We start from the raw sequence: 24,895 nt of genomic DNA, 5'->3' as shown, positions 1-24,895 counted from the left end.
TACCTTATAAACACTGCCCGTTAACGAGACGAATCCCACCGCTCTCGAGCTGATTAGCCAATTGATAGTTGACCTGACATTGCTGAGCCGCGTCATTGCCCCACTTCACCCGCAGCTGCCCACTCTCCGCCAGGCCGGCCAGATAAACCTGGCCACCGTCGCCGACGATGCCGGCATTGTCAGAGGGGCTGTTGAGATTGCTGACGGTGGCGCCGAACGGCACCGGGTCACCGCTGCGCGTCAGCAAGGTCAGCAACACGCGGGCACCGACGTCCGGATTGAAGCGGGCACGCACCACGGCGCCGCGGGTTGGGATCACCGTTTGGCTGCTCAGCGTCATGTCGACATCTTCAGCAAAAGATTCACCGTCCAATCCGACGATATTGCGCCGGTAAGGCGTCAGGTAAGGCACGACCGCATAGCCGCGCCAATCGGTGCTCACCCCGGTTTGGTTCAGGACATCCACCCCTGACGCGCCGGGCGCCTGCACCAACGCCACCGTATCGCCCAGCGGCTGCGACAGCGTGACGCCGTTTTGGTGCACCAGAACGCCCCCCTGTACGCCGTAGTTCACCTGCCGGCGATGGCGATCGTAGCCATACCCCAGGTTCCACTCGGCGAGGGCGCCTTTGTAGTCCGCCTGAATATTGCCGTTCGCCCCCACGCCCCTGCCGGTATAGCCCTGGTTGATGCTGTAGTTGAGGTTATTGCCCGGCAAGGCGGTACCGCTCAACCCAAGGTTATTGCTGGTAGCGCCATTGCGGCTGGCGTTCATGCTGTAGGTGGCATAGCTGCCCGGCAGCCATTTGCTGAGCGGTACGCTGACGTTGAACGCTACGATATGGTCACGAATACTGCTGCGATTGCCGTTACTGTCGTAGCCGTTCTGGTTGAAGGTGTAATTCAGCCCGTAACTGACGGCCTCCCAGCTGTTGTTGTAGCTGAGGCTGACAGACTGCGAACGGCGGTTATCGTCCCAGTAGTCTTCGTTAAACAAGCTGAGCGACAACGTTCCCCCCTGCTCCCACAGGCTTTGGCTCATCGTCAGCTCGGCGCGACTCTTCTTGTGATCGTTATAGATAGCGCTGTTGCCGCCGTAGCTCTCCAGCGCCTCTTGCAGGTTATAAAAACCGCGCGTGGAATAGCGGTAGCTGGCCAGACTAAAGTTGGTGCCGGTTTCAATGAAGTTCTTGCCGTAACGCAAACGCCATGACTGCCCCTGTTCCTTCGGCCGGGTTTCCTGCTTGGTCCAGGCCTGAGTGACATCGGCAGACAGCGCGCCCACCGCCCCCAGGTTCTGCCCCCAACCCAGCGCCAGGGACTGATACTTACTGGCCGCCTGCACGCCGCCATACAGCGTGGCCCCCCACGGAAGACCGTAGATCCCGGTCGCCTGGCTGAACGGGCGTTCATCAACGCCACCGCCGTATGAACGGTATTTCCCGCTGGTCAGGCTGTATTTAAAATGCCCTTCGCGCTGCAATACCGGCACCACGGCGTACGGCACCACAAAATGCTGCTCCTGGCCGTCAGCCTCACGCACGTTCACATTCAGGTCGCCGCTGCCGCCCGTGGGATACAGATCGGTAATTTCAAATGCCCCCGGCGGCACATAGCTTTGATAAATCACATAGCCGTTTTGCCGGATTACGATTTGCGCATTAGTACGCGCGATCCCGCGCACCACCGGCGAGTACCCTTTCATGCTGTCCGGCAGGATGTCGTCCTCAGAGGCCAATTGCCCCCCACGGAACTGCACGCTATCGAACACATCGCTGGGCGTTGTGCTGTCCCCCAGGGTCAGGCGGCTTTGCAACGCAACGATATCGCGCTGCAGGTAGGTGTTGATTGAGCGCCAGGAAGAAGAACCGCCGGTGTAATGGTTCCAGATCGAATAGTTACGCAGGCGCCAGGCGCCCCAGTTGATGCCCGAGCGCAGATTGAGGTAATAGTTATTGTTGTTTTGCTGTTCGCTGTCGCGCATCTGGTTATTGGCGCCGCTGAAGTTGTAATTGACCAACAGCGCCGGTATGCCGGAGTCCCATTTATCCGGGGAAACGTAGTCGCGCGCATTCAAGCGCAGTGCCGCTTGCGGGATGCTCAAATTCAGCCTCAGCTGATTGAACAGGAATACCGCAGAGGCCTGTGGAATGGTCTGTGCCAGGTTGACGCAGCTATCCCCGGGCACCATCGCCGGAAACATGGCCACCCTCACGCCCAGTTCCGCCAATTTTTCCGTGCTGAAACAAGGCTGCAGCGCTTGCTTCCCGTCGGCTCCCGGCATAAGCCGAAACTCGACGTCAAGGCTGTCGATCTGTTCGCCGTTAAGGTAAAGATCGACCCGGTAGTTCCCGGGCGCCTGGCTGCTGTTCTCCTCAAACACCGAGAGATCGGCGCCGCGCAGCGCCGGATTATCAATTTCCAGCAGCGCCGGGTTGAAATAATCGCGCGCATGAGCCGTGCCGATCGAGCTCAGCAGCGCCATTTGGCAAGATATCAGGCCGGCCAGAACCGATCGCGCCCCTGGTAAACCAATGCAATTCGGGTTATTCATCCTTTTAACTCCCTGTCCCGATTGGCTCGGCCCGACGAAGAATCAGGTAAGCCGAACGCCTGCTCCAGCGTTATCCCAGAGCAAAAAAACACGCACCGCGGCCCGGTTATAACGTGCTGGTGAAGGTCTGGCCGGTGCCGCCATAGTCGTTGATGATTTGCCAGCTCAGGCTGCCACCTGCGCCACTTGCCGCCGGCAACGGGAAACTGGCGCTCGCCTGCGGCGCCACCATGGTGTTGCCGGTAATGGCGCGGCCATTCAGCTTCAAATTGAAAAAGGTGAGGTAGTAGGGAGAAGGGTTGGTCACCTGCAAGCGATCGCCGCTGCGCCGCCACGTCACTTTACCGGCCGCCTCTTCCAGATTGCCGACGAGCCCCTGCGGGCGATAAATCAGCTTGATGCGGGTCTTGATCGCAATTTGCAGCGTGTTCTCTTTCTTTTCCACCGAAGGAATAGCCTTCACATTCAGCCAATACAGCGACTCTCTGTCCGTCGGTAAATTGCCGCCCGCACGTACCACGCGCAGCAGGTTATTTTGGCCCCCGTCTAAACGAAATAGCGGCGGCGTGATAATAAAAGGTGCTTTCGCGCTATCGCCCTCTTGCGCATCGACCCAGGATTGGATCAGATAAGGCACCGCATCCGGATTGTTGATATTCAGAGCAGACTCTTTTTTACCGCCGTCATAGATGAGGCGCGTCCCACCCACTACCACGCCGGCCTGTACCGGAGCCCAAAGCGTCATCAACAACGCCGCCGTCAGCGCAAAGTATCCAGCTTTCATCTCTTTCTTCCCGTTCCCATCACCGATGAACAAGAGCCAGAGAACACGCCCTCTGGCTCATTTTTCTAACTGTTTCGCCGCCGTGACGGCATAGCCTTACTGATAAACGATGGTGAAGTTGGCCGTAGCGTTGGCGCTACCGACGGAAACGTCGTCATAAGCGAAATAGCGCGCGACAAAGCCCAGGGTGTTGTCTTTGTTCTCTTCCAGCGCATACACGCGGGAATCGTTGCCGATATTGAGCACGTTGCTGCCGTCATCCAGCAGCTGTACGCCAATACCGCCCGCGACCCCAGAGGTGCCAGCGCCGGTCAGTTGCAACAGCCCGGACTGCCCCTGCACCTGAGTGCCGTCAAAACGCACGGTGGCGCCGGTCACAGTTTGCGGGCAGTTTTTCAGCACCAGGTTGAAGGCTTTGGCGCCAGCGGTTTTAGACAGGGTGAATGCGTCTTTGGCAATCTTACCCAGAGCGACCTGCTTGTTCTGGGAGTCCGGATCGACGGTGCAAGACTGATCGGTAATGGTGCCAGTGATATTCAGCGCGCCGTCAGCAGCAAATGCAGAGGGGATAAATGCGGACGCGGTCAATACAGCTACAGCCAACAGATTCTTTTTCATCCTACTTTCCTTAAAATTATGCAAAATATGCATGGGGTTTATTTCCGACATATCCTTAATGTCATTCCTTTTATTTAGTTCCATGAATGTGAAGGGCCGTAGCCAGACTGATTAATGGCTTCGGGCTTATTCACCCAAACGATTCATTTTGAACTAAAGTGACTCCTTTGGTTTTTCAAACCAATAAAAACACATTTAACAGGATTTAAAACTAGCTGAGTGACAAAGTGATATTAAATCAGACTAAAAAACCAAGGCGTAAACTCAATGATTTAAATCCACGGATTTTTGATTAGGATTTTGCTTAGATTAAGAGGAGGTAGAGGATACGAGAAAAAATCACAACACACTGTTTTCAAAAAGAATTAAGCTTTAAGCAGGAAAGAGGGCATGGGAATATTGACATTGTTTTTACGCGTCCTTACAGTATGTTTCAGTTTAGTTCAAAGTGACTCCTTATCGTTATTAACTTAAATCACACTTACCAAATTTCCTTAAAGCGCTGTGCATTGCTGGCGGTATAAATCACCGTATTCTGGATATTTCGGTGCCCGAGGTAATCCTGAATTAAACGGGTGTCGATACCGCGGTCCGCCAATGCAAATCCGCAGCCATGCCGCAGCATATGTGGATGAGCGTTGACCTCCAATTTGGCCACCTTGCTGTAATGGCGAATCAACCCGTAAATACGTTGGCGCGACAGACGGCCACCGCGGTTGGACAGGAACAGCCACTCTTGATCGGCCCAGCGGTGCCGTTGACGCTTATCCAACCAGCGCCGCAGACATTGCCTTTCGCGCAGATAGAGCGGATGGACGGTGGAAAAGCCATTTTTCAACCGATGTACATAGATATTACCGCCTTCCAGATCGATATCCGATAAGCGCCACCCCCCTATTTCGCTGGCGCGACACCCATGAATAAAACACATATAAATCAAACAATAATCGCGTTCTGGATTCTTTCCCTGCAGCGTGACCTCAAGCAGTCTCTCCACTTCGGAAGGCGTCAGATGTTTACGATTAGACATACAACCTCATTACTTTGCTCGGAAAAATGTGGCTGTCATTTTCCTTTTACGTCACCACAATGGACACTCAGGGTAGCCCCTGGCTTATGGATAGGTTCCTGCATCCAGCGCGGAGTATAGCGGATTTGCCGAATGCGAACAGCGCGACAGGCGTTATTATCACGGGCATCAACCACCCTTGTGAGTCGCTCTTGCGAATGGGTTCCGCAGATTCCCGGCATTATCACCACACGGCTTCCTGTTTGCTTTAGCTTGCGTTATCACAGCCTGGCACGATGTGGCGTAAGATTGATAAATTAACCGGAAAAACAAAGAATATTCCTAAAAAATATTGCCATGTCATTAACACTCGCCATTAATAACACCGCCAAAATGAGAATGAAAAACCGCCATCACGGGTTCATATTAACCTGACGGATAAGCATTAATAATTATGGATATCGATAACAGAGTGAAACTGGAAGGGTAAGAGATGAAATGGCAGTCACAACAGACGAAAAAAACCCAGGCCTGACCTCAACAAGCGATCGCCTGGGGGGATGAAATTATTGACGGATTATCACGTGGCACAATTCACCGAGCGTCAACTCAGGGTGTTCGATAAGCATTTCCGCAGTGAGCGTAATGCCGAATTCTCGCCGAACCACCAGCATCAGCTCCATATAATCCAGGCTGTCCAGCCCAAGCTGTTGTAGCGGCATATCTGCCGACAGCTGCGTTCTCTCCAGCCCTCTGGCTTCGTACAACATGCCGCAAATCGTCTCATATAACCGATGATACTTTTCCATAGGCCCTATCGCTATTCATTGTGATAACCAAATACCAGCGCCGCATTGGCGCCGCCGAAACCGAAGCTGAGGCTCATGACATTACGCAGACGGCCATGCCGATGCCCCTCGCGAATATAATCAAGATCGCATTCGGGATCGGTCTCGTGCAAATGGCAGGTTGCCGGCATCATTTGTTGCTGTAACGCTTGCAGGCAGACGATGGCCTCAAAACTGCCGGATGCGCCAAGCAGGTGCCCGGTATAGGATTTCGTGCTGGAAATCGGCGTGCGGTAAGCATCGCGCCCCAGAGCCGCCTTGATCGCCTCGGTTTCGCTCACATCGTTTTGCAGCGTAGAGGTGCCATGCGCATTGATATAGTCGATTTTATGACTGTCGAGCTGCGCCTGCTCTAAAGCCCGTCGTATGGTTTTCACTTTCGCCTGCTGATCCTCCGCCGGGGCGGTAAGATCGAAAGCGTCTGAAAAATTGCCGTACCCTTTGATCTCCCCCAGGATCGTCGCACCACGCGCTAAAGCCGCTTCCCGTTCCTCAAGGCATAACACGGCGGCCCCCTCCGCCAGGACGAAACCGTTGCGATCCCGGCTGAACGGGCAGCTGGCTTTGGTGATATCTTTCTGCTCCCGGCTCAACAAACGCAACGCATCCATATTCCAGATCGCACCGTTGCCGCTCAGCGATTCCGACGCGCCGGCCAGCATCATTGCGGCGCGGCCGCTGCGAATCACTTCAAACGCATCGCCAATCGCGATGCCGCCAGTCGCACAGGCCGCCGCCGGCGAGCCTTGATAACCCCGTAGCAGCCAATGCTGGCCGCATATGGCGGTCGCGATATTGGGCATCGCGTGAAAACAGCCAAACAACTGCCCCAATCCGGATTGCAGATAGTCCGCATTGTTTTGCATGATCTCATCCTGCCCTCCCCAGCCGCTGCCGATAATCGCCCCGCACTCCAACGACGAATAAAAGTGCGCAGGCCCCCTGTAAGAGGATGAAAACGCCATTTCGATCGCCTCTGCGGCGGCGGCAAGCGCCAACCTGGCGAATCTGGGTAGCCGGCGACTTACCCGCGCAGCAACGCCCTCCAGCGGCGGTTCAGACTCCAGCAAAGCAAAAAAGCGCGCGTGGATCCCTGCCGCCGATTTATCGTGATAGCGATAGGCCAGGCGGCTGGCCATGATAGCCTGCCAGTTTTGCTGCGCATTGCCGCCCAGCGCGGTGACGGCACCGTAACCGGTGACCACCACTCGTCTTATTTTCTCCATGCTTATTCTCCTTGCCCCGATGCGAAAGCCTCGTTGCCGCCCAGCGCCAGCCAGAGCTGCATCGTGGCGTTCAGGTAGCGGTATTGCAGCGCCGACAGCGAGTTTTCGCTGGTCAACACCGCCTCTTGCGCATCCAGCAGCGTTTGCAGCGCGACGGAACCAGCCTGATATTGATGCCGCGCCAACGCCACGGCTTGCCGGCTCATCGCCAGATGCCGCCGCTGGTTGCCGATTTGCCGCTGTGCTTCCAGGCGTTGTCGCATGGCGTTGTCCACATCGGCCAGCGCGCGGTAGACCGCATCGCGAAATTGAATCTCCGCCCGCTGCGCCTGCAACGCCGCTTTGTCACTGGACAAGCGCATCTTGCGCCATTCGATAAACGGCAGCGTCAACGTGGCCCCCAGCGAACGCGAAGGTTCACTGAACCACCGGCGGAAAAGCCCACTGCCGGCATCCAACCCGGCTTCCAGGCTCAGCGTCGGATAAAAACTCAACCTGGCAGCCTCGGCACCGGCCAGCGCCGCTCTCAGGCGGCGCTCTGCCGCCTGAACATCCGGCCTGCGTGCAATCACCGCCGCCGGCAGGCGCTGCGCGATAGCCACCTCTTCAAGCGGCAACGAACGTCGTTCGCTATAGCGCAGCAGCGGCGATCGCCCAAACAATAACGCCAGCGAGTTACGCGCGTCTTCCCGCTGCCGCTCCAGCTCATGCAGCTGATTCTCTCTCGCCAACAGGTTCTGTTCCGCCTGCAACAGCTCGAATCGGCCAACGTCGCCCGCGGTGTGACGTGCAGCCACCAGCCGCAAAGTTTCACGCGCGATCGTCACCATCCGTTGCTGATGGATAACTTGCTGATTCAAATCGGCAATCTGCCAATACCCGCGCGCGGTAGCCCCTATCAAGGTCAACGCGGTATTGCGCCGGTCCAACGCCGAGGCGACGGCCTGCCATTCTGCCTGTTCGCGAATGCGCGCCAGCTTGCCCCATAAATCCAGTTCATAGCTCAGAGAAAGCCCTGCACGGTAGCTTTCCTGCGGCGTAGTCGTGCCCCGCAGCGCTCGGGTATTGCGGCCACTCAGGCTGGCGGCCAGATCCGGCGTCAAATTGCCCTGCGCTAACCCGGCCTCCAACATGGCCTCACGCCACTGCAATCCGGCCAGCGCCAGATCCTGATTCGCGATCAGCACGCCGTCGATCAGCGCCGACAGTTGCGGATCGTTGAAGTTTTCCCACCAGGCGATGCCCGCGCGCAGTGAACCGGAGCGCTCATCGACCACGCGCCACTGCGGCGGCAACGACGGTGGCGCCGTGGCGTCGATCGGCCGCCATCCGCAGGCGCTCAGCGACAGCATCACCAGCCCACAAACCCAAAGTCGGCTCATTCTCGCGCCAGCGCCTCCACCGGCTGCAGGCGCGCGGCGGTGCGGGCGGGAAAGAACCCGAACCCGACACCGATCAACGCCGAGAATCCGCAGGCCAGCAACAGCGGCGGCCAGGTAAAGATCATCGTCACCTGCGGCGCCAATCCGCTCAGAGCCCCTTTAACCAACGCGGCGCAGGCGATCCCCAACACGCCCCCCAGGCTGCAGATCACCACCGCCTCGATCAGAAACTGCCGCATAATGTCCCTCTCAGCGGCGCCCACCGCCAATCGAATGCCGATCTCATGGGTCCGTTCCGTCACCGAAACCAGCATGATGTTCATTACTCCCACACCACCCACCAGCAGCGAGATGGCGGCAATCGCGGTAATCAGCAGCTGCATGGAGTCTGAGGCGCGCTGAATGGATTGCGTCAGCTGATCGTCGGTCAGGGTGAAGAAATCCCGCCGCCCGTGTTCTACGATCAAACGCCGGGTCGCATCCCGCCCCGCCTCTTCCAGCGTCAGTTTTTCATTCACTCGCATCACAATGGATTCCAGCGGCATATCGCCGGCGATGCGGCCGGTGAGGGAGGTATAGGGCAGCCAGGCAAGCGGTTGAGAGCCGGCGTATTGGGCGCCGCGACGCTGCGCGACGCCAATCACCCGATAAGGCACGCCCGCTATCAGCAATACCGCGCCTACCGGGTCTTGCCGGGAAGAAAACAGCGCCTGCTTTAGCAAGGGATCAATCACCGCTACCGGTGCACGCTCACTCAGATCCTGCGCGGTTAACAGGCCGCCGGAAAGCAGGCGAATGCCCTGCGTGCGGAAATACCCATCGCCGACGCCCATCACGGCGAGTGGCACCTGTTTGCTTTCGCGAACGGCCAGCAGTTGGGTGCCGATCACCGGCGAGACGCTGTCGACGTAAGGCAGCGCCGCCAAAAATGCAGCATCGCGCGCGCTCAGCGAACGCGCGAAATCAGGGCGCGATTTTTCCCACCCGAGGCCAGGGCGAATCTCCAACGTGCTGGTGCCAAGCTGGCTGATTTCCTTGAGAATATTACGCCGTGTGCCTTCTCCGATGGCGATGGCGGAGACCACCGCCGCAATGCCGATAATGATGCCGAGCATCGACAACACGGCCCGGACCCGATGCCCCAGCAATGCCCGCCAGGCCATGCCGACAGCCTCTTTCAGCGCCACACCCGGTGCCATGCGCTTCAGGGGGGCCACCGGCGATAGCGGCCGTTCGAACGTAGCAGGCTGTCGGGAGGCCTCATGGCGACGATCCGCCACGATCTCGCCGTCGCCGATCTCAATGATCCGCCGTGCCTGCTCGGCGATCCGCCGATCGTGCGTCACGATAACGACGGTGTGCCCGAACGCGTTCAGCTCGTGCAAAATGGCCATCAACGCCTGACCGCTGGTGCTATCCAGCGCGCCGGTCGGTTCATCGGCCAAAATGATTTCCGCACCGTTCATCAGGGCACGGGCAATACTGACCCGCTGCTGTTGCCCACCGGAAAGCTGCGCCGGGCGATGACCGCCGCGCTGCGCCAACCCGAGCCGAGCCAACAAATACGCTGCCCGCTGGCGGCGCTCTGCGGCCGGCATGGCGGTATACAACGCCGGGATCGCCACATTCTCGCCGGCGGTCAGATAGGGCATCAGATGATAGCGCTGGAAGATAAAGCCGATATGCCGGCTGCGAAGCTGCGCCAGGCGATCGCCGTCGGCTTGCCCAATAGCCACCCCGTTGATGTACACATCGCCCTGAGAAGGCTTGTCCAGACAGCCGATGATGTTCATCAGCGTCGATTTTCCAGAACCGGAAGCGCCAACGATAGCGACCATTTCCCCCCGCTGAATGCTCAGGGATACGCGCTTGAGGACCGCAATTTTCTGCTCCCCGGCCTGAAACTCGCGCGAGACGTTTTCCAACGCAATAATGGGCTCGGCGTTAGCTGACATGGCCTTCCTCCGCATCAGGCTGCTGATCCAGCAGCACCCGTTCCCCTGCGCTCAGCCCTTCCAGCACTTCGGCATAGCGACGATCGCGGGTACCGATACGCACTCGGCGTACCACGGTCTGCTCGCCATCCAACACCTTGACCTGGTAATCCCCTTCATCCAATGCCTCGCCCAGCGCAGCCATCGGCACCCGCACCACGCCCTGCGCGCGTTCGGTAATGATAAATACCTGCGCCGTCATCGAGGTGCGCAATCGGCGTTCGTCGTTGGCGACGGCAAACACGCCGTTGTAATACACCGCCGCCGTTTGCTGGCTTGAATTCCTGCCCAGCGGGTCGGTTTCCAGCGCCTCCGCCGGCGCCTGCTGTATCGCACCCATGGCCCCCTCATATCGGCGGCTGGGATCGGCGGCGACGTAAAACCACAGCGGCTGCCCCGTCTTCACCTGCAAGATGTCATTTTCCGATATGCGGGTGTGCACCATCATGGTATCCACGTCTGCCATCACCAAAATGGTCGGCGCGCTTTGCGACGAGACGATGGTCTGCCCTTCCTGGGTGACAATGCCCAGTACCTCGCCGTCGATAGGGGCGGTAATACGGGTAAAAGCCAGATTGGCCCTGGCGGTTTCCTGCGCCACTTCGGCCTGGACGATCTGCGACTCGTTCACTTTCAGCTGCGCCAGTTGCGCGTCGCGCTGCGCCTGCGCTTTTTCCAAATCGCTGGCCACGCCGGCGCGGTCACGCGCCAGCGCCCTTTGCCGCGTCAGTTCCAGCTGGTACTGCTTCAGCTGCGCCTGGCTCGCCAGTTTCTGTGCCTGTGCGCTGCGTAATTCGGCCTGTGACTTGCGCAGCTCGTTAAGCTGCAGCGTCGGATCTATCTCGGCCAACAGCTGCCCCTGGGTCACCCTGTCCCCCTGTTTGACATACAGTTTTTTCAACTGCCCGTTGACCTGTGCGCCAACGTTCACCTGCCGGATCGGTTTTAGAATACCGGTCGCCAACACGCTTTTTTCGATGTCACCGCGCTCGACGCGCGCCGTTTGCGGTGGTTGCATGTCAGGAGACCGATTCATCAACGACAGCCCGCCAACCACCGCCACCAAAACGCCCAGCGCCAGCGCCACTCGCCGCCAGCGTCTCTTCCCGGACTCGTCACTCCACCGCAGCACAATCATTCATCCTGACGTCATGGGGGAATTCAGGCACCAACCGCCCCTGGGACATGCGCAAGACCCGATCGAACAACGGCAACAGCCGCGGATTATGGGTGACCGTCACCAGGGTTTTACGATTTTCACGGCAATGCGCCACCAGAGCCGACATCACCGTCGCCGCGGTCTTTTCATCCAGATTCGCCGTCGGCTCGTCCAGCACCAACACCGGGCAACGGCTGTACATGGCGCGCGCCAGCAACAGACGCTGGCGTTGCCCCAGCGACAGCCCGGCATGGCTCTCCCGCACCAGGGCATTCACGCCCCCCGGCAGCTGCGCCACCGCGTCCGCCAACCCCAGGCTGCGCAGCGCCTGCTCCACCTGCCGTTGCTGGCCCGGCGCCGACGGCGCGAACAGCGTGATGTTCTGCAACACCGAGGCATTGAACAGAATGTCCTCCTGGCTTTGCAGGAAAAACAGCCGCTGCGCGGCGGCGCTTGCCAGTACGCGCCCATCCAGCGCCAGCGCCCCCTGCTGCGGCGTCAGCAGACAGGCGAGCACCTTCAGCAACGTGCTTTTACCCGCGCCGGAACCGCCGCAAATGGCAATACACTCTCCCCGTTCCAGCGTCAGAGACAAATCGCGCAACACCGGTTGGCCGGCATCGTAAGCGAAGGTCACCCCCCGATACGCCAGCCGCGCGTCAAAATGGCTCACGCTTTCGTCCTCAGACGGTGCCCGAACGGATACCGCAGGAAACAGGTCCCGCGCGCGTTCATCGATGACGTGCAGCTGGTTTTTCTGCAAAACGGCGAAAAAGATCTTGCTGCTGTACGAGGTAAAGATTTCGCGCAGAAAGCTGTAGGCGAAGAATGCCCCCAGGCTGAGCTCGCCCTCCTTGAGCAGCGGCAACGCCAGCAGCATGAACAACACCATCTCCAGACTGCCGATCAGCTGGTAAATGCTGCCCTTTATCTGCTCATAGATCTTTTGCTGCTGCAGGCAGTTGAACAGCGAGCGGGCATGTTCGGCGAACCCTTCCTGCCGCTGGCCGGCCAGGCCGGCGGACTTGATGGTCGAAAACCCCTGGATGGTTTCCAGGATGAAGTCATTTTGCACCGCGCCTCGTACCTGCAGCTGCTGGGTGTAATGCCGATCGCGGTAGATGGCCCACACGCTGACCGCCCCCATCAGCAGCACGCCGACAACCGGCACCAGTGCCAGCATCGGGCTCAGATACCCCATCACCGCCAGCGCGATGGCCCCAATGATCCAGTCGGTGCGCAGGCCGTTATCCAGTTCGATTTTCTGGCCGGCGGCCATCTGCCAACTGGTGAAACGGCTGAAGATCTCGCCGGGGGCGCGTTTGCTGAAGAAATTGAGCGAGTTTTCCAGCAGGCGAGAAAAACCGGCGGCGCCGTGCAACAACACGAAATTTTTGATGAAGCGTTCGGTAAAGATGCGAGCAACCAGCGCCAACGCCGTGGACGCCACGAACGCCAATAGATAGTAGGCATAGGGGAACGCGACCTCGCCGGCCATGGCGAACACCTGATTGATCGCGCTGGCGACCATCATCGGCATGATGAACAGCGTCAGCGAGATAAAAAACGTCATCGCCGCCAAGCGATAAATGCCGGCGATGCCGGCGGTATCCTTCAGGCTTAAGCTGGCGAAAGCGCGCCGGCGGCCGCTGCGCGGGGCCGGTGCACCAGCCGGTATCTCATCGCGATCCAGCACCAACGCATAACCGCTGATTTCCGCTTTCAGGGCAGCGTACGGCAGCAGTTGCTGCCCCAATGCCGGATTCATTACGCATACGTACCCCCCCTGGCGATACGCCAGCAACACATAGTGGCCTGCGCCGTAATGCAAAATGGCCGGTAAAGGCAGCGCCGCCAGATCCTGATGCTCAAACGCCACCGGATAAGCCGGTAGCGCCAGCTCTCCCAAAATGGCGCACAGCGTCGCCAGCGAAGTGCCGTGCTGCGAAGCGGGATAACGCTCCCGCAGTTCCGTCAACGGTGCGCGAATGCCCTGAGTTTCCGCCAGCATGGCGATACAGGCCAGCCCGCACTCATTGATTTCGCTCTGCAAGACCGGCGTAGGAAGGATGTTTTCCATACGTAGTGATATCCCTGACTTATTCGTTGATGAAAAATAAAGAGTGCGAATGCCATAACAGCCAATCATCCGCATGCCGCCGGAGGGTTCGCTCGACGATCGCCGGCATGGCGCGGTCGACCCGGTCTGCAGCGACCGGCTCTTCGATGTGAATGCGGATGCCGCGATCGAAATAAAGCGAATAGAACACCACCTGAGCCCGTAGCGCCCGGGACAGCCGAACGAGGCCGCTGTGCAAATGCGCCGGCCGGCCGAACAGATGACAGGCCAGTTTGGCCGCAACATCCTGACTGCTGTGCAGGGTGTAATCCGGCGTGATGTCCGGGAAGAGGATGATGTTGCGCCGATGTTCCGCCGCTTCCAGCATCGCCTGCGATAAGGTACCGGCGATGTGCCGCGGATCGTCGTGAATCGAGCAATAGTCGAGCCGCTGCCGCCATTCGTCTTCCGGTGCTCGCCGCGCAAACGCCTGCACATCGCCGGAAACGATCACCGTGGCTCGTCTGGGATAAACATTCGCACCGACCAGCGTCGCCAACACGTCGGAGACCGTATGCATCGGCGCCAGCAGCACCGGCACGCCCGCGCGATGCAGCGGTTCCACGACCCGATCGAGCTGCGCGGAACAGTGCGCCAAATGCTTCATCAGCGCCGCATTGCGAGCATAGACCGCCGCGAGATCCAGCCACTGCCGCCGCTGCATCAGCCAGGCGAAGTCCAGCTTGCTCTCCCCCAACAGGCTCTGGCGGTTCGCCAGCGCTACCGCATGCCGGTGGCGAAAGCGACGCTGCGGTCTGCTTCCCCTCAACCGCCGGCGCACTTCCAGCCACAGGCGATAATCCACGCGTCGCAGCACAGCACACGTCATGCGGTTGCCCATCCCGGCACCCGTTGCCGATAAGCGGGCCATCGCGTCCAGACCGTTGCGCCAGGCCAAATACCCACGAACCGCGAGCAGGCGCATCACGGGGCCAGCGGCTTATCGTGCTGCAGCAGCGACAGCAGCTGCCGGCTGAAAGCAGAAAACTCACGATCTTGCAGCGCCAGCCATTTGCGATTGACGATAAAACTGGGGGTCGCGTTGATCTGGTAATAGCGGCTCACTGCCGTCATATACGCCAACAGCTCTTTGACCCGCTCTGACCCTCTGGCCTGCTGATAGGCAGCCTCATCGATACCGTTGGCCGTCAGCCAGGCGCTGAGCTGTTTGTCGTCCGCCAGGTTGAGGTTTTCTTTGATAATGGCGCGGTAAGCGGCGGGGCGATGCTGCGCTTCGATCCCCATGATCGTCAGCGTGGCGAACAGGGGCGCAAAGGCCGCCATGCCGGCTTGACTGTCGTCGCTAAGGTGCAAGCGCACCAATTTGGCCCCCGCCGGTAAACTTTTTTCCAGCTCGGCCACGCCGCTTTCGTTGACTTCACAATAGTGGCAGGCATAGGAGAAGACTTCGACAATGGTATTATCGTCTTGCAACGGGCTTTGCTCGATTTTTTCCGGGGCGATAAAGCTCAGGCTTTCTGCCTCCGGCGGTTGCATGACGTAATGTTTAAAATAAAAGGCGGTCAGAAAAGAAGAGGCAAAAATAATGACAAGCGTGTAGCTAATGAAAAGCAAGGGACGTTTATACATAACGGACGCATCCTGCGCATATATTAATACTCACCCGGCAGGGTGAATACATGAAAAAGAGTTAATACCGTAAATAATGAGAACGTAAAGATGACTTTTCGCCCGGTATCAGGCGGGCCAGCGCGAACGCTGCCCGCCTGCCCACCGCTAATCTAAATGCAGGGGATTAACCCGCCTCAGCTTGGCGTGGTTGGGTTAGACGGGCAGCTTGCTACCGGCGCCGGGTGATAAGTCTTTCTCACACCGCCAAACTTATCGGCACAGGTGGTGACCAGCTGGCAGGTGCGGTTATTGCCGCTGCCCACCCAAGCAAACTCCTTGGTACAAACAAAAGTACCGCCGACGATGTTTCCCGCTTCTGACAGATTGATTTTCTTCATTACAATATCCTTATATATATTAAAATATAAACACACTACCCATTACTCTGTCGGCAGACAGAGCAATTCTTCAATACATTTTAAAACCATCTAATTAATAACAATGAGAGCGCTTCGGGAAAAAGCATAGCCATCCCAAACGAGCAGATCAATACAATTATTTACACTGCAAGAGAAAGTTAATCGAATAAGTAAGCCGTGAATGCGGGACTATTCCAATTTAAATTAGTCTAAAAACAAGAAAAGTAGATCAAAGCCTATTAAAGCAAGAAAAACATAAAAGGATAATTCTCAATAAAATGAAAAAACAAATAAGAAAAATTCAGATCTGACCAGTTGGCGACGACGTGCAACACGCTGAAAAGATTGCTTCCTGCCGCGCCGGATTTACACTGGGCAGCAGGACTCTCACTCTACAGGATGCCCATGCTCGCCACTCACGAATACGCCAACGACCTGATTCTGTTCGCCCTGATTGTCGACTGCGGCTCGTTCAGCAAGGCCGCAGAGAGCGCCGGCATCACCAGCTCGGTGATCAGTAAACGCATCGGGCGGCTGGAAAAATCGCTGGGTGCCCGGCTGTTATACCGCACCACCCGCAGCCTGACGCTGACCGAAAGCGGCCAGGCGCTCTACCAGCAGGCCAAAGAGATCGGCGCCAAAGTGCAGGAGGCGCTGTACGCCGTCAGCGAAAAGAGCGAAGAGTTGACCGGCACCATTCGCATGTCGGTGCCGACCATTTCCGGCGAGCTGCTGCTGAGCGAGAGCGTGGCGGAATTTTGCGCTCTGCACCCCAGCCTGAAGGTCGAGATGCGGCTGGAAAACCGCTTTGTCGATCTGGTGGAAGAAGGTATCGATCTGGCGATCCGCACCGGCACCATGCCGGATTCGAGCCTGATTGCCCGGCCGATCTTCGATTCCCGCTGGGTGATCGTCTGCTCGCCGGGGTACCTGGAAAGCCACCCGGAACCGCGTAGCGCCGAAGACCTGCTTGGCCACAACTGCCTGACCTACACCTACCAGGAGAGCGGCACCGCCAACTGGCTGATGAAACGACCGGGACGCAACGAAATCTACGAGCTGCAGGTTAACGGCAACCTGTCGGCCAACAATGCGCGAGCGATCCGCAAAGCGGTGATCGGCGGCCACGGTATCGCCATGGTGCCGCGCTGCATGGTGTATGAAGATTTGCAGGACGGCAAGCTGACCGAGATCCTGGTCGGCCACTGCGGCAAAGTATTGGGCATTTACGCCGTCTATCCTTACACCCGCAATCTGCCGTTAAAAACCCGTCTGCTGATCGAACATATCATCGGTTCCTACCAAAATATCAGCCATTATTTTTGAGTTCCCTGCTCTGATTATTTCCCCGCGGCCGCAAAAAGCCGCGGGGATTACCGCATTTTTGGACATAATCTATTGAACATTACCGCTTAATTAATGTGAACCCACGCATTTATCACACAAAATCGCTTCCTATCAAACTGATTTTAAAGCAGTTAATTTAACCCCTTCTGCCGGCCAGTTTCCCACCGCCGCCGCCGTTCGCCGATGTTAAAAAAATACCGCATGGCATCGTCACCAACGTTGTGATTAGAATGAAAATGTTGCGGTAATTAACCTTTCAGCTACATATCTCTGCCCATAAAAATAATAACCCTGAGGATCTTATGCCCCTGCTTTTCAGTATTGCGCCCATCGTCCTGCTGATTTGGATGATGACCAAAAGGAATGGCGTGCCCTCTTACCTCGCCCTGCCGCTGACGGCCGCCGTGGTGTATGCCGTACAGCTCCTGTGGTTCGATGCCTCGCTGCGGCTGTTGCATGCCAATATCATCACCGCGCTGGTGTCGACGCTAACGCCGATCACCATCATCGCCGGCGCCATCCTGCTCAACAAACTGATGCAGATAAGCGGCGCGGAAAACGTGGTGCGGCGCTGGCTGGAAACCATCAGCCCCAATCCCGTGGCCCAGCTGATGATTATCGGCTGGGCCTTCGCCTTTATGATTGAGGGCGCCAGCGGCTTTGGCACACCGGCCGCCATCGCCGCGCCGATTCTGGTCGGGCTGGGCTTCAACCCGCTGCGCGTCGCCCTGCTGACGCTGGTGATGAACTCGGTACCGGTCTCCTTCGGCGCCGTGGGCACCCCCACCTGGTTCGGCTTTGCCAACCTCGGTCTGTCGGACGCCAGCCTGCTGGAGATCGGCCGGCAGACCGCGCTGATCCACTTTGTCGCCGGCTTCGTCATTCCTCTGCTGGCGCTGCGCTTTATCGTTTCCTGGCAGGATATCCGCCGCAACCTACCGTTTATCCTGCTCAGCGTGCTGAGTTGCACCGTGCCCTATCTGCTGCTGGCTCAGGTGAACTATGAATTCCCGGCGCTGGTCGGCGGCGCGATCGGCCTGGCGCTCTCGGTACTGTTGGCACGCTGCGGCATCGGCCTCACCCGCAGCGACAAATCGCAGAGCGCCGGGCAGGCGGTGCCGTTATTACAGGTGGTCAAGGCCATGACCCCGACCCTGCTGCTGATTGCTATTCTGATAGTGACACGCGTCCACCAGCTGGGCCTTAAAGCGCTGCTCAACAACACCGCGCTGCTGTGGCAGGAAAACCTCGGCTGGCTCGGGGAACTGCGCATCAGCCGGGCGCTGATCGTCGAACTGCAGCAGGTGCTGGGTACCTCCGCCGCTGCCGGCTACAAAACGCTGTATGTCCCGGCGCTGATCCCGTTCCTGCTGGTGGTGCTGCTGTGTATTCCTCTGTTCCGCCTGAATGGCGACCAGGTGCGGCAAATGTTCAGCGAAACCGGCGGGCGCGTCGCACGGCCCTTTATCGCCCTGTTCGGCGCGCTGGTGATGGTCAACCTGATGATGCAGGGCGGCGACAACGCGCCGGTGATCCTGATCGGCAAAGCGTTGGCGGCGCTGACCGGCGAGAGCTGGCTGCTGTTCTCGTCGTTCCTCGGCGCGCTGGGCTCGTTCTTCTCCGGTTCCAATACCGTCTCGAACCTGACCTTCGGCGGCATTCAGCAGTCGATCGCCCAGAGCAGCGGCCTTGACGTCAATCTGACGCTGGCCTTGCAGTCCGTCGGCGGCGCCATGGGCAACATGGTGTGCCTGAACAACATTATCGCCGTCTGTTCGATCCTCGGGATCGGCAACGCCGAAGGCAAAATCATCAGAAAGACCGTGCTGCCGATGCTGGCGTACGGCGGGATTGCGGCCGGTATGGCAGCGATCCTCACGCTCTGACTGAACACTCGTTATCGCAAGCAAGACAAGAAGGTAAACACTATGATCATCTCCGCGTCAACCGACTACCGGGCCGCCGCCCAGGCCAAACTGCCACCGTTTCTGTTTCACTACATCGACGGCGGGGCCTACGCGGAGCATACGCTGAAGCGCAATACCGCAGATCTGGCCGATATTGCCTTGCGCCAGCGCGTGCTGCGCAATATGTCCGAACTCAGCCTGGAGACCACGCTGTTCGGCGAACAGCTGGCGATGCCGGTGGCGCTGGGGCCGGTGGGGTTGACCGGCATGTACGCCCGCCGCGGCGAAGTGCAGGCCGCGCGCGCCGCGGCTAAAAAAGGCATTCCGTTCACGCTGTCCACCGTGTCGGTCTGCCCGATCGAAGAGGTGGCGCCGGCGATCGATCGGCCGATGTGGTTCCAGCTTTACGTGCTGAAAGATCGCGGCTTTATGCGCAATGCGCTGGAGCGCGCCAAGGCCGCCGGCGTGAAAACGCTGGTGTTTACCGTCGACATGCCGGTGCCGGGCGCCCGTTACCGCGACGCCCACTCAGGGATGAGCGGCCCTAACGCCGCGCTGCGCCGCGTGCTGCAGGCGTTTGCCCATCCGCAGTGGGCCTGGGATGTCGGCCTGCTCGGCAAGCCGCACGATCTGGGCAACGTCTCGGCCTACCGCGGCAAACCCACCAGCCTGGAAGACTACATCGGCTGGCTGGGCGCCAACTTCGATCCGTCGATTTCCTGGAAAGATCTGGAGTGGATCCGCGAATTCTGGGACGGCCCGATGATCATCAAAGGCATTCTGGATCCGGAGGACGCCAAAGACGCGGTGCGCTTCGGCGCCGACGGCATCATCGTCTCCAACCACGGCGGCCGCCAGCTGGACGGCGTGCTGTCGACCGCGCGCGCCATGCCGGCGATCGCCGACGCGGTGAAAGGCGACATCACCCTGTTGGCCGACTCCGGCATCCGCAGCGGTCTGGACGTGGTGCGCATGATCGCCCTGGGGGCCGACAGCGTGCTGCTGGGGCGCGCCTTCGTCTATGCGCTGGCGGCGGCCGGCGAAGCCGGGGTGGCTAACTTGCTGGATCTGATCGACAAGGAAATGCGCGTCGCCATGACGCTCACCGGCGCGAAAACCATCGCGGAGATCAACGCCGGATCGCTGGTCAGAAACGCCTGAATCAAAGCGGCTGCACGCCTTCTGGGTAGGCGTTGTAGCTCATCTTGCTGATGAAGGCCCCGGCCGGTGACACCAACACCCGGCCGGCGGCGTCCAGCCCGAGGAAGGTACCGGTGCAGCGCCCGGAAATAAAGTCGAAGAAGAACACCGAGCACACCGGGATAATCTTTTCCCGGAAGGTGAACAGGAACATCTCGTCCTCAAACTTGTAGTAGGTGGCGTAGTCCATATCGCCGTGGCCGAATTGCTCGCCGCGCAGGTTTTGCCAGGCATAGCGCTCGGTATTGACGTAGAAGTGTTCGTAATAGTGGTTGGGGCTGTAGACATTCAGCGTACGATAGCCGATCAGCTCGCGGGTCAGATGCGGCGCGACGCCACTCGGCGTGACGCCGACAATCCGGCCGACGTGGAAGCTTTGCTTGAGGCGCGAGCCCTTTTCCACCGTCTGTTCCGGCAACAGCGTGCTGCGCACCAGCAGCGCCCGGCCGCTGTCACGATTGAGTACCAGCGTCAGGCACTCGTTGCCCGGTGACTGCAGCGGAATATTGAAGAAATAGCGCGCGGCGGAGGTTTGCACCTCTTCGTAAGCATCCTCACCGCTCTCCCCTCCCCAGGCCCACAGCACCCGTTGCCGATCGGCACTGAAGCGCAGCGTGATTTCCCCGTCGTTGTCAAAGGCGATCTGCAGCGTTTTGCCCCGCCAGTCCTGGGTGCCCGGCAGGCGGTTAGTGTCGATACCGCGCGCGAAATCGTCGTAATTCTTCCAGTCCGGCTCGGCATTTTGATTCAGTACGGATTGTTCTGCTGACATCTTCGCTCTCCTTGATTGAATGGGATGAAAACCGCCTCAAACGTCGGCGACGCTCGCCGGTTTCACCGCTCTGCGGCTCACCACCGCGGGGGCGGTTTCATCGAGAAAACAACTCAGTACGCCGGCGCACACGGCGCCCGCGGCCGCCAGCCACATCACGCTGACCAGCCCGTAGCGATCGGCGATCAGCCCGGCGATAAACGGCGCCAGACAGCCGCCAATCACCTCGCCAATCCCCATCACCAGCCCCAACGCGGTGGCGATACGGGCCGGCGATACCGTTTCCGACGGGATGGTGGCCATAAACAGCGTGAAGCAGCCAAGGCCGGTATAAGACAGGAACACCAGCACGCCCAGCAGCCACGGGTTATCGACGTAGCTCAGGAACAGCGGGCAGCACACCGCCAGCAGCGAAAAGAAGATCAGCGTCGGCTTGCGGCCGAGGCGATCGGAAATCGCCGGCACCGCCACGCCCCAGAACACCCAGGCGGCGCCGATGGCGCTCATGATGCCGCCCATCGTGCCTTCGCCGAAGCCGCGGTCGGTCACCAAAAAGTTGGGGGTGAAGGTAATGATGATCATGAACCAGGTGACGAACACGCAGGAGATCAGAATGCACAGCGCCACATTCTTGATTTTAAACAGCTCGCCGTAAGCGGCTTTGTTCGCCGCCTTGCCGGCCGCCGGCGCGGCGCTGAAAGCGGGATCCTTCTTGCCGTTCACATAGCGATAGATCAGCCACGCCAGAATGATGCCCGGCACGGCGGTCAGATGAAACGCCATGCTCCAGCCCCATTTCTGTGCCAGATAGATGATCAGCGGCGGCGCGATAATGCCGCCCAGCAGCCCCGGCGCCGCCCCCTGGATCAGCCCCATGTTGAAGCCACGGCGCTGCGGCTGCGATTTTTCCACCATCAGCGATTGCGCGATCGGCAGCACCGGCCCTTCGGCGATCCCCATCAGCGCGCGGAAGATCAATAGCATGGCAAAGCCGCTGACCAGCCCCGACAGCGCGGAGAACAGCGAAAACACCAGGATCGACAGGATCAGCATCGGTTTACGGATATTGAAGCGATCGGCAATCGCCCCCAGCCCCGCCCCGGACAGCGCCCAGGTCAATGCCAGCACCGCCGACAGCGTACCAAGATGCACGTTGCTCAGCTTCAAATCGGCGGCGATCATCGGAAACAGGAAAGAGATAGTCAGGCGATCGACGAACACGCAGCCGAACACGAAGAATAAAATAATCAGCAATCGGTTCTCTTCGCTCAATCGCGAGCGCTGCCCTGGCGAGTTATTCATAGCGTCATTGGTCCATAAGTTAACTTATGAATGGCGAGCGGCCATGGCATAAGTCGATTAAGCGCGCAGCCAAGAGAAACATTGGCCATCGGTCACGATAACAACTCATTAACATATTAACGATATAAACTTATCTCAAGTAACGGGCATGTCAAACGGCCGTTGAAAACGACGACCGGGTGGCAAATCAGGTATTTTTCACAGAGCGCGAATGACATGAAAATAAATCAACATTATGTTTTTACTGATTTAAATAAAATTACCCGGCACTTTTTACTTTTATTGAAAAAGCCAAAATGCCGTGATTTATAAACAGGTTAATAAATAAAACTTAACCTTCCCTTATAAATTGACGCTATTTCCCTTTTCATCGGCCGCATTGCCCCACCCGCTTTATTATTTGAATCCGTTTGCTTTATCGCGGTTATGGCGCGAACGATTAACTCCATTGTGTTAATCAATAATCACGTTATGACATTATCAATGCTGAATAATAATAAAAGCGTAGGCCGTGACAGGAATCACAAACAGAACGCCCTTTAACGCCCTGTGAATGGGTTATTACCGGCTCGGCTAGCTTATGCCAACTCGATCCAACCACGGATGAAAAAACGGCGGCATGATAAGCAGCAGGTAACCAGCAAGGAGATGAACATGACGACAGCACTGACAAAAGCCGGTTTCTGGCGCAAAACCGCCGACTCTTCATCGCTGCGTGAGCCACGCGTGCTGATTCGGGTCTATGTTGGCGAAGGCGAAATCGATCGCACCATCGCGTTTTACGAGCAGCTGCACAGCGTAACGGCGGACATGCGCTTCGATTTTCCCGAGCATCGGCTGGTATTGGCGGCGGTGGGGCCGTTTCTGATCCTGGAGGGGGCGGAAGAGCAGTTGCGCCCTTTCCGCAGCACCGTCGGCACGCTGCTGGTCGATGACATTTATCCCTACCACCAGCGGCTGCTGGCCGCCGGAGCAGAGATTTTCTTCGGCCCGGTGGAGGTGCCCACCGGCGCCTGTTTCAATGCGCGCCTGCCGGACGGCACGACTGTCGAGTACGTGCATCACCGGCCGCGTGCAGACGAATAAACCGCCTCAGGGCAGCACCGGCTTCATGGCGTAACGACACAGATCCTTGCGCAGGCTGACCATGTACAGCACGATCACCGCCGAGAACGGCAGGCCGCACAGCACCACCGCCGTCTGCATCGCGCTGAAACTGCCGGCATACAGCAGGCCGGCGCATACCAGCGTAGTCACCGCCGCCCAGAATACCCGCAGCCAGGCCGGCGCGTCATCATGGGCGGAACCGCCCTGGCAGGAGAGGTTCGCTATCATCAGCGTGCCGGAATCGACCGGCGTCAGGAACAGCACGAAGCTTATCACCACCACAAAGCCGGCGGTCAGCTGGGTATAGGGCAAGTATTCGAACAGCTTGAACACCGCCATCGGCGGATCGCTTTGCGCCACCTGCCCCAGGATCGCCTGTCCGCCTTCCAGCACCAGGCTGATGGCGGTATTGCCGAAGATGGACAGCCACGCCAGCGTGAAGCCCAGCGGGATCAGCAGCACGCCGAAAATCAGTTCGCGAATGGTGCGTCCTTTGGAAATGCGCGCGATGAACAGCCCGACGAACGGCGCCCACGCCACCCACCAGGCCCAGTAGAACAGCGTCCAGGCGCCCTGCCACTGGCGCGCCTTGCCGTACAGATACATATCGAAGCTGCGGCTGACCAGCGAGGTCAGATAATCGCCGAGGTTCTGCAACATGCCGTTCAGCAGATTCAGCGTCGGCCCGGCCAGAAACACGAACAGCAGCAGCAGGCACAGGAAGCCGACGTTGATGTTCGACAACATGGCGATGCCCTTCTCGACGCCGGTGACCGCCGCCAGCGTGGCCACCACCATCATCACCACGATCAGGGCCAGCAGCACGCCGGTGCTTTGCGGAATATCGAACAGATAAAACAGTCCAGAGTTCACCAGCAGCGCGCCGATCCCCAGGTTAGTTACCATCGAGATCACCGTCACCAGAATGCCGAAACTGTCCACCAGATGGCCGACGCCGCCGTGGGTGCGCTCGCCGAAGATCGGGTATAACGCAGAGCGCAGCGCTAGCGGCAGGCCGCGGCAATAGGCGAAATAGGCCAGCGCGGTGGCGATCAGCGCATACAGCGCCCAGCCGTGCAGCCCCCAGTGCAAAAAGGTCAGCGCCATCGCCTGTCGCGCCGCCTGCACGGTACCGCCGCTGCCTTCCGGTGGCGACAGGAAATGATCCAGCGGTTCATAAGCGCCGTAGTACACCAGCGCAATGCCGATGCCCGACGAGAACAGCATCGCCACCCACGAGGGATAGCTGAACTGCGGCGGCTCGTCATCCTGGCTGAGGCGAATATGGCCGAAGCGCGACAGCGCCAGCCAGAAGACGAATGCCATACAGGCGACCATCAACAGCATGTAGTACCAACCGAACACGTCGGCGACCCAGCTTTGCGCGGCGTTCAGCCACAGTTTGCTGGCGGAGGGAAACAGCACGACCAGCGATCCCAGCAGCAGGCTCACCGCCGCCGAGCCGAAAAATACCGGAGCATTCAATCTGACAGGTTCTTCGTCAAGCGATGGAGGAGTTTTTGTTGTCATTGGCAGGCTTCCATGGTGCGAAAGACAGACGATTTCAATGCAACCT

20 protein-coding genes are annotated in these 24,895 nt (G+C 58.6%); 4 read left to right on the top strand and 16 right to left on the bottom strand.

The annotated features are described in order from the left end of the window. Positions 1–4: 4 nt before the first annotated feature. From EKL15_RS00565 to EKL15_RS00505, 13 genes are all read right to left on the bottom strand, one after another. On the bottom strand, positions 5–2,554 hold the full coding sequence (locus tag EKL15_RS00565; RefSeq protein WP_203088656.1) for a fimbria/pilus outer membrane usher protein: 2,550 nt from the start codon (positions 2,552–2,554) through the stop codon (positions 5–7). Positions 2,555–2,660: 106 nt separating this feature from the next. Next, entirely contained in the window at positions 2,661–3,338 is a 678-nt protein-coding gene (locus EKL15_RS00560; RefSeq protein WP_087763664.1) for a molecular chaperone, read from the bottom strand. A 96-nt stretch (positions 3,339–3,434) separates the two neighbouring features. Continuing rightward, complete coding sequence (locus EKL15_RS00555; protein WP_087763663.1) at positions 3,435–3,956, bottom strand: fimbrial protein; 522 nt, start codon at positions 3,954–3,956, stop codon at positions 3,435–3,437. Between the two features lie 481 nt (positions 3,957–4,437). Continuing rightward, the gene (locus EKL15_RS00550) at positions 4,438–4,986 is read right to left on the bottom strand and encodes a tyrosine-type DNA invertase (protein ID WP_044030581.1); all 549 of its coding nucleotides are present in this window, start codon (positions 4,984–4,986) and stop codon (positions 4,438–4,440) included. A gap of 545 nt (positions 4,987–5,531) precedes the next feature. Next, positions 5,532–5,774 (bottom strand): acyl carrier protein, encoded by a 243-nt coding sequence (locus tag EKL15_RS00545; RefSeq protein ID WP_060422950.1) that lies wholly within the window; start codon positions 5,772–5,774, stop codon positions 5,532–5,534. A gap of 11 nt (positions 5,775–5,785) precedes the next feature. Beyond that, positions 5,786–7,039 carry a beta-ketoacyl-[acyl-carrier-protein] synthase family protein gene (locus EKL15_RS00540; RefSeq protein ID WP_060441331.1) on the bottom strand — a complete coding sequence of 418 codons (1,254 nt, stop codon included), beginning with the start codon at positions 7,037–7,039 and terminating at the stop codon, positions 5,786–5,788. Between the two features lie 2 nt (positions 7,040–7,041). Further along, positions 7,042–8,421 (bottom strand): efflux transporter outer membrane subunit, encoded by a 1,380-nt coding sequence (locus EKL15_RS00535; protein WP_070913809.1) that lies wholly within the window; start codon positions 8,419–8,421, stop codon positions 7,042–7,044. Next, positions 8,418–10,376: an ABC transporter permease gene (locus EKL15_RS00530; RefSeq protein ID WP_080440269.1), complete on the bottom strand. Its 1,959-nt coding sequence runs from the start codon at positions 10,374–10,376 to the stop codon at positions 8,418–8,420. Before EKL15_RS00530 ends, EKL15_RS00535 begins: the two co-directional genes overlap by 4 nt. Further along, a complete protein-coding gene (locus EKL15_RS00525; protein ID WP_060441370.1) occupies positions 10,366–11,451 on the bottom strand; it encodes an efflux RND transporter periplasmic adaptor subunit in 1,086 nt (361 codons plus the stop codon). Before EKL15_RS00525 ends, EKL15_RS00530 begins: the two co-directional genes overlap by 11 nt. A gap of 79 nt (positions 11,452–11,530) precedes the next feature. Then, positions 11,531–13,654, bottom strand: coding sequence for a peptidase domain-containing ABC transporter (locus tag EKL15_RS00520; RefSeq protein ID WP_100396830.1), 2,124 nt, complete (start codon positions 13,652–13,654; stop codon positions 11,531–11,533). 19 nt (positions 13,655–13,673) lie between these two features. Continuing rightward, on the bottom strand, positions 13,674–14,618 hold the full coding sequence (locus tag EKL15_RS00515) for an ABC transporter (RefSeq protein WP_100396831.1): 945 nt from the start codon (positions 14,616–14,618) through the stop codon (positions 13,674–13,676). After that, on the bottom strand, positions 14,618–15,283 hold the full coding sequence (locus tag EKL15_RS00510) for a DsbA family protein (protein ID WP_070913813.1): 666 nt from the start codon (positions 15,281–15,283) through the stop codon (positions 14,618–14,620). The genes EKL15_RS00515 and EKL15_RS00510 overlap by 1 nt, the downstream gene beginning before the upstream one ends. 176 nt (positions 15,284–15,459) lie before the next feature. Then, positions 15,460–15,663, bottom strand: coding sequence for a DUF4762 family protein (locus EKL15_RS00505; RefSeq protein ID WP_087763657.1), 204 nt, complete (start codon positions 15,661–15,663; stop codon positions 15,460–15,462). A gap of 426 nt (positions 15,664–16,089) precedes the next feature. On the opposite strand from EKL15_RS00505, the gene EKL15_RS00500 reads away from it, so the two are divergent. From EKL15_RS00500 to lldD, 3 genes are all read left to right on the top strand, one after another. Beyond that, positions 16,090–17,010, top strand: a complete 921-nt coding sequence (locus tag EKL15_RS00500) for a LysR family transcriptional regulator (RefSeq protein ID WP_100396832.1) — start codon at positions 16,090–16,092, stop codon at positions 17,008–17,010. Between the two features lie 323 nt (positions 17,011–17,333). Beyond that, positions 17,334–18,917, top strand: a complete 1,584-nt coding sequence (locus EKL15_RS00495) for an L-lactate permease (RefSeq protein WP_100396833.1) — start codon at positions 17,334–17,336, stop codon at positions 18,915–18,917. A gap of 42 nt (positions 18,918–18,959) precedes the next feature. After that, positions 18,960–20,099 (top strand): FMN-dependent L-lactate dehydrogenase LldD, encoded by a 1,140-nt coding sequence (gene lldD, locus EKL15_RS00490; protein ID WP_047570674.1) that lies wholly within the window; start codon positions 18,960–18,962, stop codon positions 20,097–20,099. 1 nt (position 20,100) lies between these two features. Here lldD and EKL15_RS00485 read toward each other — a convergent pair whose 3' ends face one another. Together EKL15_RS00485 and EKL15_RS00480 are read right to left on the bottom strand one after the other, a co-directional pair. Further along, positions 20,101–20,910, bottom strand: a complete 810-nt coding sequence (locus EKL15_RS00485; protein WP_049273488.1) for a MoaF C-terminal domain-containing protein — start codon at positions 20,908–20,910, stop codon at positions 20,101–20,103. 36 nt (positions 20,911–20,946) lie between these two features. Then, entirely contained in the window at positions 20,947–22,212 is a 1,266-nt protein-coding gene (locus EKL15_RS00480; protein ID WP_047729954.1) for an MFS transporter, read from the bottom strand. A 654-nt stretch (positions 22,213–22,866) separates the two neighbouring features. Here EKL15_RS00480 and EKL15_RS00475 point away from each other — a divergent pair. Then, entirely contained in the window at positions 22,867–23,298 is a 432-nt protein-coding gene (locus EKL15_RS00475) for a VOC family protein (protein WP_100396862.1), read from the top strand. Between the two features lie 6 nt (positions 23,299–23,304). Here EKL15_RS00475 and EKL15_RS00470 read toward each other — a convergent pair whose 3' ends face one another. Further along, positions 23,305–24,849, bottom strand: coding sequence for a BCCT family transporter (locus tag EKL15_RS00470; protein WP_203088654.1), 1,545 nt, complete (start codon positions 24,847–24,849; stop codon positions 23,305–23,307). Between the last annotated feature and the right edge of the window lie 46 nt (positions 24,850–24,895).

Source organism: Serratia sp. 4542, from assembly GCF_016805595.1.
GTDB classification, from domain to species: Bacteria; Pseudomonadota; Gammaproteobacteria; order Enterobacterales; family Enterobacteriaceae; genus Serratia; species Serratia nevei.
The sequence above is the reverse complement of the archived record's forward strand: the minus strand, read 5'-3'. Positions and strand labels throughout refer to the sequence as shown.